The sequence below is a fragment of the Desulfogranum japonicum DSM 18378 genome (assembly GCF_000429945.1).
Classification (GTDB): Bacteria; Desulfobacterota; Desulfobulbia; order Desulfobulbales; family Desulfobulbaceae; genus Desulfogranum; species Desulfogranum japonicum.
Map to the genome: position 1 here is coordinate 1 of NZ_AUCV01000070.1, position 16,238 is coordinate 16,238.

General features: G+C 50.5%; 13 protein-coding genes and 2 pseudogenes. 13 read left to right on the forward strand and 2 right to left on the reverse strand.

The window, feature by feature from the left end; genetic code table 11:
* Positions 1–294: pseudogene (locus G493_RS30600) on the forward strand (IS256 family transposase); the annotation flags it as partial.
* On the opposite strand, the gene G493_RS0121235 reads toward G493_RS30600, so the two are convergent.
* Both G493_RS0121235 and G493_RS30605 read right to left on the reverse strand, forming a co-directional pair.
* The gene (locus G493_RS0121235; protein ID WP_028581993.1) at positions 284–790 is read right to left on the reverse strand and encodes a DEAD/DEAH box helicase family protein; all 507 of its coding nucleotides are present in this window, start codon (positions 788–790) and stop codon (positions 284–286) included. The pseudogene G493_RS30600 and the gene G493_RS0121235 overlap by 11 nt on opposite strands.
* 554 nt (positions 791–1,344) lie before the next feature.
* Positions 1,345–1,536 carry a hypothetical protein gene (locus G493_RS30605; RefSeq protein ID WP_035275514.1) on the reverse strand — a complete coding sequence of 64 codons (192 nt, stop codon included), beginning with the start codon at positions 1,534–1,536 and terminating at the stop codon, positions 1,345–1,347.
* Between the two features lie 181 nt (positions 1,537–1,717).
* On the opposite strand from G493_RS30605, the gene G493_RS0121245 reads away from it, so the two are divergent.
* From G493_RS0121245 to G493_RS0121305, 12 genes and pseudogenes are all read left to right on the forward strand, one after another.
* Positions 1,718–1,927 carry a helix-turn-helix domain-containing protein gene (locus tag G493_RS0121245; protein WP_028581994.1) on the forward strand — a complete coding sequence of 70 codons (210 nt, stop codon included), beginning with the start codon at positions 1,718–1,720 and terminating at the stop codon, positions 1,925–1,927.
* Positions 1,920–4,730, forward strand: coding sequence for a type I restriction endonuclease subunit R (locus G493_RS0121250; protein WP_028581995.1), 2,811 nt, complete (start codon positions 1,920–1,922; stop codon positions 4,728–4,730). Before G493_RS0121245 ends, G493_RS0121250 begins: the two co-directional genes overlap by 8 nt.
* Before the next feature lie 5 nt (positions 4,731–4,735).
* Positions 4,736–4,870, forward strand: coding sequence for a hypothetical protein (locus G493_RS34690; protein WP_269746335.1), 135 nt, complete (start codon positions 4,736–4,738; stop codon positions 4,868–4,870).
* The gene (locus G493_RS0121260) at positions 4,863–5,687 is read left to right on the forward strand and encodes a KilA-N domain-containing protein (RefSeq protein WP_028581996.1); all 825 of its coding nucleotides are present in this window, start codon (positions 4,863–4,865) and stop codon (positions 5,685–5,687) included. The genes G493_RS34690 and G493_RS0121260 overlap by 8 nt, the downstream gene beginning before the upstream one ends.
* On the forward strand, positions 5,680–6,090 hold the full coding sequence (locus tag G493_RS0121265) for a GxxExxY protein (protein WP_051309745.1): 411 nt from the start codon (positions 5,680–5,682) through the stop codon (positions 6,088–6,090). Before G493_RS0121260 ends, G493_RS0121265 begins: the two co-directional genes overlap by 8 nt.
* 47 nt (positions 6,091–6,137) lie before the next feature.
* The gene (locus G493_RS0121270) at positions 6,138–7,838 is read left to right on the forward strand and encodes a type I restriction-modification system subunit M (RefSeq protein ID WP_028581998.1); all 1,701 of its coding nucleotides are present in this window, start codon (positions 6,138–6,140) and stop codon (positions 7,836–7,838) included.
* On the forward strand, positions 7,835–9,397 hold the full coding sequence (locus G493_RS30610) for a restriction endonuclease subunit S (protein WP_051309746.1): 1,563 nt from the start codon (positions 7,835–7,837) through the stop codon (positions 9,395–9,397). The genes G493_RS0121270 and G493_RS30610 overlap by 4 nt, the downstream gene beginning before the upstream one ends.
* Before the next feature lie 6 nt (positions 9,398–9,403).
* Positions 9,404–11,182 carry a restriction system-associated AAA family ATPase gene (locus tag G493_RS0121280; RefSeq protein WP_028581999.1) on the forward strand — a complete coding sequence of 593 codons (1,779 nt, stop codon included), beginning with the start codon at positions 9,404–9,406 and terminating at the stop codon, positions 11,180–11,182.
* A complete protein-coding gene (locus G493_RS0121285; protein WP_028582000.1) occupies positions 11,182–12,255 on the forward strand; it encodes an HNH endonuclease in 1,074 nt (357 codons plus the stop codon). Before G493_RS0121280 ends, G493_RS0121285 begins: the two co-directional genes overlap by 1 nt.
* Before the next feature lie 26 nt (positions 12,256–12,281).
* Positions 12,282–13,337, forward strand: a complete 1,056-nt coding sequence (locus tag G493_RS0121290) for a virulence RhuM family protein (protein WP_051309748.1) — start codon at positions 12,282–12,284, stop codon at positions 13,335–13,337.
* A gap of 750 nt (positions 13,338–14,087) precedes the next feature.
* Positions 14,088–15,434, forward strand: coding sequence for a group II intron reverse transcriptase/maturase (gene ltrA / locus G493_RS0121300; protein WP_153306622.1), 1,347 nt, complete (start codon positions 14,088–14,090; stop codon positions 15,432–15,434).
* A gap of 520 nt (positions 15,435–15,954) precedes the next feature.
* A pseudogene (locus G493_RS0121305) lies at positions 15,955–16,238 on the forward strand (IS1634 family transposase); the annotation flags it as partial.

A 16,238-nucleotide genomic window follows, 5' to 3' on the forward strand; every position in this document is an offset into this window, starting at 1 on the left:
ATGTTGGCATTTTATGATTTTCCAGCTCCTCATTGGCAGCACATTCGAACGTCCAATCCAATAGAATCTACGTTTGCCACAGTACGCCTGAGAACAGCTAAAACAAGAGGATGCGTTTCCAGGCGTACCATATTATCCATGGTGTTTAAGCTCGGCCAAAGCGCCCAAAAGAAATGGCGTCGATTACGAGGATTCAAGCTGCTTGCAGATGTAGTACGCGGGGTAGAGTTCAAAGATGGGGAGAGAGTTGTACCGATAGAAGAAAGCGGGCTCGACAGGATCGTCAATGTTTAGGAATGATTCTTCGAACACCAGACTTGACTATAACTCTCACAGCCTTTATGTCTTCTCTAAAAAATACTGAGTATCCATTGAATAGTGCTTGATATGTTGTGATGCAGGGAGCTTCTCCCCGATGGAAATAATCATTGTTATAATTCCGTTTAAAGTAGGTAGTAACATCAATTCCATATCCTTCAGCTTTTTCTTTTGTTTGTTCAACCAGTTGAATGGAACTGCAGGCATATAGAATTTGTCCTCTGGTTTCATTAACAAGTGATTTGGCAATAAGTAGGCCGACTAATGTTTTACCTGCTCCAGTATTTAAAACGATTCCTATATCATTGAGATGGCGGCAGTTGTTATGCCATTCTCTCAAAGCATCACCCTGTGCCAACCATAAATCATTTATATTAGGATCAGTAACCTGAATTTTTTGAAAAATTTTAATTGGATCAACTGGCAGTGAATCTTTCTTCTTAGATTTTACTTTACCAAAATCGAATTTCATGGTCACTCATCCTTGATATATGCGGAACCTAATGTTTAGTTGCTACTAGACCACTTTTGCTACGTGTTCATTTCACTAATGAATTATGCGCCCGTATTGTGTTGGTATGGAAAAAAGTTGTATGTGGCAAACAAAGCACTACAGGGTAATATTTGCAATAAAAAATAGATGCTTACTGTTACAGTGTGGTCATTTATGCGGGATTTGATGTATTGGGGACTGCAGACCAATAGGTTCAACCATTTATTTTGCGCTGGTAAGATTAAAGAGAGTTTGGTTTTTTTATTTTCAGTAGATTACACATAATTTAGGGCGTAAGGTTGTAAGGCTTACAGTGAACATGAGACGGTATAAATGACGGTATATATATTTATATGATTAAAAAATATGCATAATAACAATAGCATGTAAGGTGGATGTGGCGGACGCCGCCTCCACCAGTAACTTTTAAACAGACCGATCCTGTTGCCGAGTCCGGCACGCGGGATCGGTTAGTTTGTTTCTATTTATTAGTGACTTACGTCAAATAAGCCATTCGACCGATTGCTCTGCAATCACTCCCTTTTCGGGAAATTTCCTTCTACTCTCTTCTCTGTAGCAACTTTCTTCTCCGTTTTCTCAGCTTCTGTTTCGGGCTCAAGTCCAGCAGGATTGGGGTTGCTTGAAGCCTGCTCCTGCTCGTTCATTTCCGCCTGATACTGCCGAAACGCCTCGGCAATTCCATCAAACAAACTGTTAATATCCATCAGATTCTCCTGTGTTAGGGTTTCTCTGCACCTTAAATACCGGAGAAACGGAGAACGGTGTCGGATGAGCTGTGAACTTTTTCTTGGCCTTTCGAAAAACGCTCTTGCATAAGCTATAGCAGATGTTATATTCTGTGGTGATTGATAACATGACCCAGTAAAAGACATGAGGTGATAAGGCATGGGAACCAAACCATTTTCAGAGCAGGTAAAGGCGGTGCGGGCGGCACTGAATCTCAGCCAGGAAGAGCTGGCCCATGCCCTTGGTGTCAGTTTCGCGACGGTTAATCGTTGGGAGAATGGGAAAACTAACCCATCAAAGCTGGCTCAGGTTACATTTGATAATTTCTGTGAAAAGATGAGGACACAGGGAAGGCTGGGCCATGTCTAAAACGGAATCACAAACAAGAGCAGAAATTATTGATAGACTACTTTCTGAGTCAGGATGGAATGTAACCGACCCTACTCAGGTTGTTGAAGAGTTCGGTATTATCGTTTCTGATGCCCATTGTGTCGCAGAACCAGCCAGCCCTTATGGTGGGCATCAATTCAGCGACTATGTATTGCTCGGCAAGGACCGGAAGCCCCTGGCCGTGGTCGAGGCGAAAAAAACAAGTAAAGATGCCGCGCTGGGCCGTGAGCAGGCAAAGCAATACTGTTACAACATTCAGAAGCAATTGGGTGGCGAACTGCCGTTCTGTTTCTACACAAACGGGCACGAAATCTATTTCTGGGATCTGGACAACTACTCGCCGCGCAAGATCGTCGGCTTCCCTACGCGGGATGACCTTGAACGCTTCCAATACATTCGCCGCAACCGCAAGCCCCTGACCCAGGAACTTATCAATACATCTATTGCCGGGCGTGATTATCAGATCCGCGCCATTCGCGCCGTGTTGGAAGGTATCGAACAAAAGAAACGCGACTTCCTTTTGGTCATGGCCACCGGCACCGGCAAGACCAGGACCTGCATCGCCATGGTCGATGTCCTGATGCGTGCTGGACACGCCGAAAAGATCCTGTTTCTAGTCGACCGTATAGCCCTGCGTGAACAGGCGTTGGCTGCCTTCAAAGAGCATCTGCCCCACGAGCCACGCTGGCCAAACGTAGGGGAGAAGCTCATCGCAAAAGATCGCCGCATTTACGTCTCGACCTATCCCACCATGCTCAACATCATCCGGGATGAGTCACAGCAGCTCTCTCCGCACTTTTTCGATTTCATCGTGGTCGATGAAAGCCACCGCTCCATCTACAACACCTACAAAGAGGTGCTGGACTATTTCAAGACCATCACCCTGGGCCTCACCGCCACGCCGACCGATATTATCGATCACAATACCTTCCGGCTTTTCCTCTGCGAAGACGGACTTCCTACTTTTGCATACACATTCGAAGAGGCGGTCAATAATGTCCCTCCCTATCTCTGTAGTTTCCAGGTAATGAAGATCCAGACCCGCTTTCAAATGGAGGGGATCAGCAAGCGTACCATCTCGCTGGAAGACCAGAAGAAAATGATGCTGGAAGGCAAAGAGGTTGAGGAAATCAACTTTGAGGGTTCCCAGCTTGAAAAACAGGTGATCAACAAGGGCACCAACACGCTGATCGTCAAAGAGTTTATGGATGAGTGCATTAAAGACCACAACGGTGTGCTGCCGGGCAAAACTATTTTTTTCTGTTCCTCTAAAGCTCACGCCCGACGAATTGAAGAGGTTTTTGACAAGCTCTACCCGCAATACAACGGCGAGTTGGCTAAAGTATTGGTTTCCGAAGATCCTCGTGTTTATGGAAAAGGCGGCCTGCTGGATCAGTTTACCAACAACGACATGCCCCGAGTGGCCATCAGCGTCGATATGCTTGATACCGGCATCGACGTGCGAGAGATCGTTAACCTCATCTTCGCCAAACCGGTATATTCCTATACCAAGTTCTGGCAGATGATCGGGCGCGGGACCCGTCTGCTCGAGACCAGCAAGCCCAAACCATGGTGTACGGAAAAAGAGGTGTTTCTCATCCTTGATTGCTGGGATAACTTCGAATACTTCAAGCTGCAACCCAAAGGCAAGGAGCTTAAGCCCCAACTGCCACTACCGGTGCGGCTGGTCGGTTTGCGATTGGACAAAATCGAAAAGGCCATCGACCTTGCGCAAGCGCAGATTGCCGAGCGAGAAATCGCCAAACTGCGTCGGCAGATCAGCCAGCTGCCGCAAAGCTCCGTCACCATCAAGGAGGCTGCTTCGCTGCTTTCCCGGCTCGATGAGGAAAACTTCTGGATCACCCTGAATCACCAGCGGCTGGAATTCTTGCGCGGCGAGATCAAGCCGCTGTTCCGCACTGTCTCCGAGGCCGACTTCAAAGCCATGCGGTTCGAACGCGATCTGCTGGAATATTCACTCGCTCGGCTGAGCGAAGAAAAGGAAAAGGCCGAAACCCTCAAAGAAGGCATCGTCGAGCAGATCAGCGAGCTGCCGCTCTCGGTCAGTTTTGTGATAGCCGAGGAACAAATCATCCGCGCTGCCCAGACGAACCACTATTGGGCCAAAACGGATGCTAACGCGCTGGAAGACGCCTTTGACGAGCTGAACACCCGCCTCGGCCCGTTGATGAAATTCCGCGAGCAACAGATCGGCCCAGGGCCAACGCACCTCGACCTGAAAGATGAAATTCACCGCAAGGAAATGGTCGAGTTCGGTCCCCAGCACGAATCGGTCAGCATCAGCCGCTACCGGGAAATGGTCGAGGCCATGGTCGCGGAGTTGACCACACGCAACCCCATATTGCAGCGAATCAAAGATGGTAAAGAAGTCTCCCCTGAAGAAGCAAACGAATTGGCAGAGTTGCTCCATAACGAGCACCCGCACATCACCGAAGCGTTGCTGCGCCGGGTTTACAATATCCGCAAGGCCCGATTCCTCCAATTTATCCGCTATATCCTCGGCATCGAGATCCTGAAGAGCTTCCCGGAAACGGTCAGCGAGGCCTTTGATCAATTTATTGGGCTGCACAGCAATCTTTCCAGTCGCCAGCTGGAGTTTCTGAACCTGCTCAAGGGCTTCATCATCGAGCGTGAAAAGGTTGAGAAGAAAGACCTGATCAATGCGCCATTTACGGTCATCCACCCGCAGGGCATTCGCGGTGTGTTCAGCCCGGCGGAGATCAACGAAATCTTACAACTTACGGAACGTCTGGCGGCATGATGCATATGAACCTCGAAAGACACGAAAAGCACGAAATGGACGAGAGCGACCATTTTCCCGGCGCCGGGAAAATGGTCTGGAAGCCTGAGCCCAAATCTGGCGAATTCGCCATAATTAAACTGGAGAAACAGTATGGCTAAGAACAGAAAAATAGAGGTTCAGGGCGCCGAGATAACCGTTGTTAGTAATCAGGAGCAAGATTTTATTTCCCTGACAGATATTGCACGATACAAAACAGATGACACCAGTGCTGTTATAGGCAACTGGATGCGCAACCGGAATACGATTGAGTTTTTAGGGATTTGGGAGTCGCTGTATAACCCAAATTTCAAACCCCTCGAATTCGAGGGGTTTAGAAAACAGGCGGGGCTCAATGCCTTTACCCTTTCTCCGCAGAAATGGGTAATCACCACCAATGCCATAGTTTTGACCGTTAAATCAGGTAGATATGGAGGTACATACGCCCATAAGGATATTGCTTTCAAGTTTGCCAGTTGGATCTCTGTCGAGTTTGAACTCTACATTGTTAAGGAATTTCAACGCTTAAAGGAAGAAGAGCAGAAACAGCTTGGATGGTCAGCCAAGCGAGAGTTGGCCAAAATCAATTACCGCATCCACACCGACGCCATCAGGACGAACCTGATACCGCCCGAACTGTCGCCCCAACAGATCAATTTTATCTATGCCAGCGAGGCTGATCTGCTGAACATGGCCCTGTTCGGCAAAACCGCGAAACAATGGCGGGATGAGAACCCGGATCACAAAGGCAATATCCGCGAAAAGGCCAATGTCTCCCAGCTTGTCTGCCTGGCCAACCTTGAAACCCTGAACGCCCATTTCATTCATCAGGGGCTCCCACAGCCCGAGCGGCTGAAAATCCTGAACCAAACCGCCATTCACCAGATGAAAATCCTGCTTGCCGACAGAAACATCAAGCAGTTGGAAGGGAATGACTAAATTGAACCACGAAACACACGAAAGGCACGAAAAAATACTCTTTAAGCAAGAGTGCTACGCCATTCAGGGCGCGGTCTTTGACGTTTATCGCGAGATGGATTGTGGTTTTCTGGAGGTGGTTTATCAGGAATGTTTGGAACGGGAGCTGCAGACACGGGGCATTCCGTTTGTTGCCCAGCCTGATCTGAAGCTGAGCTACAAAGGTGAACCGCTCAAGCAAACCTACAAGCCAGATTTTGTCTGCTTTGGGAAAATCATTCTCGAACTGAAAGCGGTCAAGGCGATTGCACCTGAGCACAAGGCCCAGGTAATCAACTATCTCAAGGCTACCGGTATAAAGCTGGGATTGCTTGTAAACTTTGGAACATATCCGAAAGCATCAATTACAAGATTGGCTCTTTAACCTTTCGTGTTTTTCGTGCTTTTCGTGGTTAAAAAAAGGAAATAACCATGCTGCAAAACAACCCTGAACTCAAAAGCAAGATCGACCAGCTCTGGAACAAATTCTGGTCCGGCGGCATATCCAACCCGCTCACCGCCATCGAGCAGATCACCTATCTGCTGTTCATGAAGCGCCTCGATGAGCTGGACCAAAAAAAGCAGGCCGATGCCGAATGGACTGGCGAGCCCTATACCTCCAAGTTCGCGAGCCAGTGGATTCCGCCTGAGTACCGCGCAAAAAGGACTGATAAGGAGACAAACGAGGAGTGGCAAAAAAAACTCGACGAAGAAAAAAAGTACGCGGTTGAAAGGCGCACCCTGCGCTGGAGCGAATTCAAGCACATGCAGGCCGAAGAGATGCTTACATTTGTGCAGACCAAGGTCTTTCCCTTCCTCAAGGACATGAATGGGGCCACGTCCAACTTCACCCGCCACATGAAGAACGCCGTCTTCATCATCCCCAAACCGGCGCTCTTGGTGGAGGCGGTCAAGACCATCGACGAGATCTTCGAGATCATGGAGAAGGACTCGCAGGAGAAGGGCCAGGCTTTTCAGGATATCCAGGGAGATGTCTACGAGATGCTACTCTCCGAGATCGCCACCGCCGGCAAGAACGGCCAGTTCCGCACCCCGCGCCACATCATCAAGCTGATGGCCGATCTGGTGCGGCCGCAACTGGGCCACCGCATCGCCGACCCGGCCTGCGGCAGCGGCGGCTTTCTGCTTGGGGCATACCAATACATCGTCACCCAACTGGCTATTAAGGCGGGAACCAATGACTTGAAGCCTGATGAAGATGGGTTTGTTCGAACATCTGTTGCAGCCGCTTTTGACGAAAAAAGGCAGGCCATCCTGCAGGCCTCGCTTTTAGGCTACGACATCGATGCAACCATGGTGCGCCTGGGTCTGATGAATCTGATGATGCACGGTATCGACGAGCCCAATATCGACTACAAGGACACCCTCTCCAAGAGCTATAGCGAGGAGGCCGAGTACGACATCGTGATGGCCAACCCGCCCTTTACCGGCAGCATCGACAAGGGCGACATCAACGAAAATTTACAGCTATCCACCACCAAGACCGAACTGCTGTTTGTTGAAAACATTTACCGCCTGCTGAAAAAGGGCGGCACCGCCTGCGTCATTGTGCCGCAAGGTGTTTTGTTTGGTTCAGGCAAGGCCTTCAAGCAGCTGCGCCAGACGCTGGTCAAACGCTGCGACCTCAAGGCGGTGATCACCATGCCCAGCGGCGTGTTCAAGCCCTACGCCGGGGTCAGCACCGCCATCCTGCTCTTCACCAAGGTCTGGGGGCCGAAGGACAAGGTGACCCAACCGGCCACCGAAAACGTCTGGTTCTACGAGATGCAGGCCGACGGTTATTCGCTGGATGACAAGCGGAGCAAGCAGGAGGGGCATGGGGATCTGCAGGAGATCGTCGCCAAGTTCCATGCCCGCAATTCGGAGACCGATACCGACCGCACCGCGAAATGTTTTTGTGTGTCTCGGGCAGATATTGAGGGTGAGGGCTATGACCTGTCGCTGAGCCGGTATAAGGAGGATGTGTTTGAAGAGGTGGTGTATGAAAAGCCGGGGGTGATACTAGAGCGGCTGCTGAAGGAAGAAGTCGGCGAGGTGGCAGATGCCGACCTTGCCAAGGTTCAGAGCGGGATTGTACGCGAATTGCTGGAGCTGAGGGGGATGGTTGGATGACTACGTTCAAGTCACTTCGGGAAATAGTTACTTTTAGGGGTGGCGGAACTCCGTCAAAGCAGGTTCCCGAATACTGGCATGGGGATATCCCTTGGGCGAGTGTCAAAGATTTCACGTCGACGTCATTGTCTGATACACAGGACTTCATCAGCCAAGATGGTCTTAAGAACAGTTCAGCGAATCTTATTCCAAAAGGTCACGTCATAATCCCCACAAGAATGTCCTTGGGGAAGGCAGCGATCAACACTGTTGATTTAGCAATAAATCAAGATCTGCGTGCCCTTGTTCCAAAGCTGCCTTTGGATACGCAATTCTTGCTGCATGCTGTCTTGGCTCTGAAAGATGAGATCGTCAAAAAAGGATCTGGGGCGACGGTCAAGGGCATTACCCAAGAGGAGCTTTACAAGCTAGAGATTGCCTTTCCGCCGCTCGACGACCAAAAGCGCATTGCCCATCTGCTCGGCAAGGTGGAAGGGCTGATCGTGCGGCGCAAACACCACCTGCAACAACTCGACGACCTGCTCAAAAGCGTCTTTCTGGAGATGTTCGGCGACCCCGTCCGTAATGAGAAGGGGTGGGATGAACGTGAGATTGGAAAGAGTATAAAGATCAAGCATGGATTTGCATTTAAGAGTGAGTACTTCAGTGATGAAGGTCCATATGTTCTTCTGACGCCAGGAAATTTCTTTGAGACAGGCGGCTTCAGAGATAGGGGTGATAAACAAAAATATTACACGGGAGAAACACCCGAAGAGTACATTCTCGAAGAGGGTTCTCTTCTCCTGGCGATGACGGAGCAAGCCCCTGGATTATTAGGTAGTCCTCTGATTGTTCCTGAGTCAAACCTCTACTTACACAACCAGCGATTGGGATTGGCCGTGGCGCAGGAGCCTATACAATCGCGATTCCTTTTCCATCTATTTAATCAAAAGGCGATTCGCCAAATTATTCACTCAAAAGCTACAGGAACAAAGGTTAGGCATACATCCCCAACTAAACTTGAAAGCATAGTTGTCGGCTACCCTCCAATCGACCTCCAAAACCAATTCGCCGCCATTGTCGAAAAGGTTGAAGTCCTCAAATCCCGCTACCAGCAAAGTCTGACCGATCTGGAAAGCCTCTATGGCGCGCTGAGCCAGAAGGCGTTCAAGGGCGAGCTGGATCTGTCGCGGGTGGCGTTGCCAGCGGAAAGGCCTGAGATTGCCGAGGAAGACAAGATCGTCATAGAGGAAAAACAACCCATGGAGCCATTGTTCGAGTTGCCTGCACCAGAAAAGCTTGCCGTATTGCAAACCGCCGAAGGCCGTAAATCCCTGCTGGGCGAGTGGCTAAATACCTGGCTGGCGCAACTGGGCGATACGCCCTTGTCCGCGCAGAAGTTTATGGATGCCGCCCGGCAACGGTTGTGGGAGCTGGCGGAAGACGAAGCACCGGACTGGGGCGTGGCGGAATACGACCAACTCAAGGACTGGGTGTTCGAGGCTCTGGAACAGAGCCGTCTGATTCAAGGTTACGACGATGCCAAAAACCGCGTGCAGATTACAGTGGCAAAGGGATAACGCCGTATGAAGCTGCTACGCCTCAAAATCACCGACCCGAAGGGCTTTCGTAGCCTGCAAGCAGGATTTGAGTACCGCTTCCGTAGTGAATGGGACTTGCAGGAGGAACAGGGCTTTGCGCCGTTTGTTTGCGCCGGTCCCAACGGCAGCGGCAAGTCGAACCTGCTGGAGGTGCTGGCGGCGATCTTCTACCATCTGGAGTGCATCTATCTGTATAACTTGCCTGAGAGCTTCAAACATGACGACGAAACTAATCCCAATGGGTTTCGCGCTGAAATGGCTCAACCCGACGCGTTCGAGCTGGAGTATGTGCTCCCTATCCAAGACAGCAGCGAGCTTGGAGCGATGGGAATGGGTGGAAATGCCCGCATTAAGGTTATAAAACAAGCGGGAGAAGGGCCGAAATGGTTTCTGGTGAGCGGGAGTGGTGATGAACCCTTGAAGATGACCCAGACGCTCGGCCGCCAACTGCTGCCGGATTACGTTCTGGGCTACTCCTCCGGCGAGAACGAAATCCTCAGCCTGCCGTTTTTCAAGATGCGCTTTGTCCAGTTCGACGAATACGACCAGGCACTGAAGCAACAGCTTCCCTATCCCGGCCGCCCGGAATCGCGGCTGGTCTACCTCGACAGCGGCTTCAGCCAGGCGATCCTGCTCTGCAATCTGCTGTTTCAGGATACCGATGTACTCACGCCCTTCAGCGATGATGTGAAAATCGAGGAACTCAGGGAGTTCCGTATCATTATCCGGCGCAGCATCGAGGTGGAGGAAAGCCAGATTCCCGCCTTCGGCAGTCGGGATGAGAACAAGCGGGAATCCATCAAGGAGATTGTCAAAAATCATCCGGCCCTAAGCGCGATCGAAGACGAGAGCCAGATCAAGCGGTATCGCGTCAATCTGGTGCAACTGCTCGACGGCAGCGACACCACCGACAAAGTCATCCCGTGCCTGATGCGCTGCGCCACCTGCTGGTATCTCGACGAGGCCAGCGACACCCTCACTCTCGATTACCGGGTCAACGACGCCACCCGTCAGGCCTTCCGCGAGAACTTCGATTTCGAACTCAACCGCTCGCCCATCGCCCTGTTCCAGGCCTTTCAAGTACTGCTGACGCTGAACCTCTTTGCCGTCAGCGATTCGTTGAAGGCCGATCTGTACCAGTCCGAAAGCCACTATGTGAGCGAGACCGTGCCGACGCTGGCTTCGGACGAGCGCATCATGCGCTTCAAGTTCGTCAAATTCCGCAAGACCGACGTGGCCGAGCCAGTGATGCTCAAGAACCTCTCCGACGGCGAACACCAGCTGCTGCACACCCTGGGCCTCTGCCTGCTATTCAAGAACACCCAAAGCCTGTTCCTGCTCGACGAGCCGGAGACCCACTTCAACCCCGACTGGCGTGCCAACTTCATCACCCGCCTGCATCAAAGTTTTAATGGTAGTGATCATCAGGAAATGCTGGTCACCACCCACACCCCGTTTTTGATTTCCGACAGCCGACCGGAAAAGGTGCTGGTGTTCAACAAGGCCTATGGCGTGGTCTCGGTCAGCCACCCCGACTACAACACACTGGGCGCGTCCATCAACAAGATCACCATGGCCACCTTCGGCAAGCGCGAGACCATCGGCGGTTTTGCGCAGGGGAAACTGCAAAAGTTCCGGCAGGATTTTGAAGAAGGAAAAGACAGGGAGCGGCTCATCGCCGAGATCAACCGCCAGCTCGGCGACTCGGTGGAAAAGGTGCTGCTGATCAAGACCATCCTCGACAGTATGGAGGGGCAGGACTGATGCTGTTCGCCTACACCTATGTTCCCCATGCGATGGAGAAGATGCAGGCGTTCATCGACTTCATTTTTTTTGAGGTGTGGTGTAAAGCGCCGGGCAATGGAGACTTCCGGTTTGAACTCTTCGATGCCAATGCAGAACTCAAAGAACTGATGGAGGTTTTTTACTACAGCGACACACAGGGCGGGGATTTCTTTTACGGACATGTCGAGCGGATTTTTGGCCTGTTTGCTCCGTTAACCCCAGCGCATATCGACCAGCTCCAACAGTGGTACCAGGCCAACAACGACATCGAGAAGGTTTGCGCCAATGACCCGACAGGCCAAATCGTCCGCTATGCCGATATCGCCGGCATCCATCCTGATCTGAGCGAGCAACTGGCTATGTTTTTCAAGGGGCTCTATTCCCAGCAGCTGCTCGGCCTTGCGGCGTTGCGGGAAAAGATCGGCCAGATTGATGAACACTATCAGGCATTCATGCAGGCGAACACCACCGGCAAATGTCCGTTCTGCGGCCTCGGTGATATCAAGGGGGTGCATCATACCAGACGCGAGGCCTATGACCACTATCTTCCCAAAGCGCTCTATCCCTTCAATTCGATCAATTTCCGCAACCTCGCCCCGGCCTGCCACGAATGCAACAGCGCCTACAAACTCAGCAAAGACCCGGCACACAATGCCGCCGGGCGCCGCAAGGCTTTCTTTCCTTATGCGACTGATGACCACGGTATCGAAATTACCATCGACCTCAACACCCCGGATATCGACCGCCTGACACCCGCCGACATCCAACTCACCTTCGGCCCCGCCGCCGTCCATGAGGAGATCGAGACATGGAAAGAGGTGTACGGTATTGATGAACGGTACAAGGCGAAATGCTGCGACGGTGACGCCAAGGACTGGCTGGAGCAGCTTCGCATTCTGCGCGATGCCCACGGCATCACGCCGGATGCCTCCCTTGCCACTGTTCAGCAACAGACCGCTAAAGCGCCGGTCGCCAACAGCAACTTCCTGAAAAAGGCCTTCCTCGAAGGCTGTCAGCGGGCTGGCCTGTTTGAAATGGTACGTGATGAGTAAAGGGAGAAGGTTTTGAGAGGAAAAGTATGAAAGACAAAAAGAGAACAACAAAATCTGACAATCCAAAAGAGACTTCAATGGTTCGTTCCTCAGCGGCCGAATATCTGACTTTTGTTGCGGCAAGCGGCCAAGGCGGCGTTGAGGCCGTTTATGCGGATGAAAACATCTGGCTGACCCAAAAAATGATGGGGGTTCTCTACGATGTTGAAACTCATACCATCAATTACCATCTAAAAAAGGTGTTTTCCGACAGTGAGTTGGAAGAAAATTCAGTTATTCGAAATTTTCGAATAACTGCCGCTGACGGCAAAAACTACAACACCAAGCACTATAATCTCTCTGCCATCATCGCCGTCGGTTACAAGGTCAACTCAGAACGTGCCGTCCAATTCCGAAAATGGGCGACCACTATAATTAAGGAGTACACCATCAAAGCCTATGTGATGGATGATGAACGAATCAAAAGTGGTGGCTCCATCCTTACTGAGCAATATTTCGAGGAACAGCTGGAGCGTATCCGGGAGATCAGGCTCTCTGAGCGTAAGTTTTACCAGAAGATCACCGATATTTACGCAACATCTATTGATTATGATGTGACTGCTCAGGCAACCAAGCGATTCTTTGCCACGGTTCAAAACAAGCTGCAATGGGCCATTCACGGGCAGACGGCTGCCGAAGTGATCGTCGACCGGGCAGACCACCAAAAGCAGAATATGGGGCTGACAATTTGGAAGGATGCTCCAAAAGGTAAAATCCAGAAGTTTGATGTCAGCGTAGCCAAAAATTACCTGACCGAAAATGAGATGGCACAACTAACCCGGCTGGTGAACGCCTACCTGGATGTGGCTGAGGACATGGCTCTGCGCAAGATGCCGATGACCATGCAGGATTGGGAAACAAGGCTGAACAAATTCATCGAAGCCACTGACCGGAAGATCCTTCAGGATGCAGGAAAAGTAACCGCAGAAATTGCCAAAGCCCACGCTGAAAGCGAATTTGAAAAATACCGTATTGTTCAAGATCGGCTCTTTGAGAGCGACTTCGATCGGCTGTTGAAGCAAATCGAACACAAGGATGATTAGAAATGACAACCCAAAATTGACCATCCGTGCTAATCGAAAATTGACCACCTTAGTTTTTGAGTAAAAGGGGGCGTTTGTCGGCCGGTGCTCCTCCCCGGTAACGGAGGGAGCCCGTAGGGCGACCGGGTGTGACCGGCATGGTCACGAACTAGCTGGTGTAAGTCCAGCCATAACCCCTGAAAGGAGGGAATATGTAGGCAAAGGCAAGGGTGCCCGAAGAAACTCTCTCAATCTGCCCGAGGAGGGACAACCCGGTGAAGGAGAGCCAATGAGGGATCTGAAGGAAGCCGTAGCCAAACCTGTCACTCAAGCTTGGTGCGAACCTCTGGGAGGCTTTGCGGAAAGGGCGAGGTACCCCGGATTACCGAAGCCCGATATCCTTTCCGTATTCCGCAGGGTATAGGAGGTGGGTGGGCAGGGAAAGTGCGTGATCTTACCCGGTGAAGGGCCGTCTGTGCCGGGCCGTTGTAACTGCGACAGCCAAGCCCTAAGCAACACAGTAATGTGAAGTTACGGACAGAAGGTCTGCAGAAGAAGCCGTAGTAGGCGTAAAGTCGGTAGCCGATGAGGATACGGTGACGTATCTGAGGGTAAAACTACCGAAAAGCGACAGGGATGTTGGAGCCGAAGGGCGGAACATGTGATTGGTAAAGGACTCTCGTTATGAGCGGAAGTTTTGAGTTCAGCCATTGGAGTTCTCTTTGCAGGGGAGACGTATGCATCCTGTGACAACAAAGTGAATGCGGAACGATGAAAAAACATCCCGGAAAAACAAGCAAAGCGAGACAACTGAACCTATTCGTTGATGAAAGAAGTCTCTTTGTAAAACTCTGTGACCTGCATAATCTGCGGGCGGGGTTCAAGGCGGTAAAGAAGAATGGCGGAGCTCCCGGTATAGATGGCGTAACCGTCAAAGAATATGAAAACTGCCTCGACAAAGAGTTGGCTCGGCTGAAGACGGATCTCGAAAGCTGGAGCTACAAACCAAATCCCGTCCGCCGGGTAGAAATACCAAAACCCGGTAAAGGGGCAGGCGTCCGGTTACTAGGGGTACCTTGTGTACGCGATCGTGTGGTTCACGCTACGCTCAAGATACTGCTGGAGCCAATACTCGATCCGACCTTTTCGGACCACAGTTACGGTTTTCGCCCTGGTTGCAATCAGCAACAGGCGGTGGAGACGGCGCAAAGGATCGTGAAGAGCGGCAAAGAGTATGTAGTTGATATTGACCTCTCTAAATTTTTCGATCGAGTAAATCACGACCGTCTCATCTACCTGCTCTCATGTCATATCGCTGATAAACGGATACTCCGTCTGATCGGTATAATTCTGCGTAGCGGGGTTATGGTAAACGGCGTGGTGCAACTCACTGAAGAAGGCACGGTCCAGGGTAGCCCGTTGAGCCCACTGCTTAGTAACGTGGTGCTTGATGAGCTTGATAAGGAGCTTGAGAGACGGGACCTTGAGTTCTGTCGATTTGCTGATGACTGCAATATTTTCGTTAGATCAATGAAATCAGCGAACCGAGTGGTGAACAGCATCAGCAAATTTATCGAGCAGAAACTTAAACTGAAGATCAACCGAAAGAAAAGCAAGGTTGGTCAAAGTCGGGAAGTAAAGTTCCTGGGCATGACCATTATCGACGGGACAGTAGCTATTTCCCGACAATCGATACAACTGGCCATGCAGAAAGTGAAGGAACTGACCCCCAGAGGTACTTGCTTGTCGCTGGAACAGACAATGAAACGGATTAATGAATGGTATATGGGATGGTCGGGGTATTACCTGATGACCCAATATCCATCACAATTCGTTAAAATCGAGGCACATATAAGGAGGAGACTCCGGGCTCGCATTGTTGATCAGCAGAAGAGACGTCGCCATCTGTATAAGAAGCTTATCAAGCGTGGAGTCCCCAAAGATCAGGCTGCGAAAACAGCGCAATCGAATAATGGAAGATGGGCATTATCATGGACGAAAGCTCTGCACAAGGCCTATCCCAACCGCTGGTTTACTGACGTGTTGGGGCAGCAACTCAGGTCGAACGCGAGATTAAAGCATTGGTTTGGAATTTATCGATGGGTACAAATTGCATGAGGAGCCGTGTACGGACCCGTACGCACGGTTCTGTGGGCAGACGGGAGCCTTCAGGCTCCCTCTGACCCGATAGTTACCGGGGAGGAGCACCGGCCGACAAACGCCCCCTTTTACTCAAAAACTAAGGTGGTCAATTTTCGATTAGCACGGATGGTCAATTTTGGGTTGTCATTTCTAAACTTCAAATACGGATTTCTTTTTCCGAAAAAACGGCAAGTCTGCACCGGCTGGAGGATCTAGATTAATCCTCTAACCGAGTCTGAACAACATTCCAAAACGATCCTTTGAAAATCGGTCACCATGCTGTTATTTTAGATAAACAAGTAAATTAAATGAAAAGATTCGCTAACCCAAGTTTTTGACAATTATTCTCAAAATCTCCCCTGATGAAAGTTTTTCGTTGCGCTAAAAAAATAAATCGTCAGAATTTCAGCCGCATAGAAATTCACCATCGCTTGTAGTGCCATAAAAAAATAATAAAGACTTGACATGCAGACTTTTTTATGCCAAGCTGCGACGCATGTATATTCGAAGAACTACAATCAAAGGAAGGAAAGACGGTGGGCAGTATTATACCTATCGCCTTGTTGAATCCAAGCGGACAGATAAAGGCGTAAAGCAATATACCCTGCTTAATTTAGGTGTAGGTTTTTCCTTGCCCAGGGACCAGTGGCCGGATCTCACTAAGAGGATTGAAGCGATCCTTGCCGGTCAATCCATTTTGGTGCCGATTGATCCTGAAATAGAAAAATTAGCCCAAGAATACGCATCAAGGATTATGCTGTCACAACAGGACGTTGATAG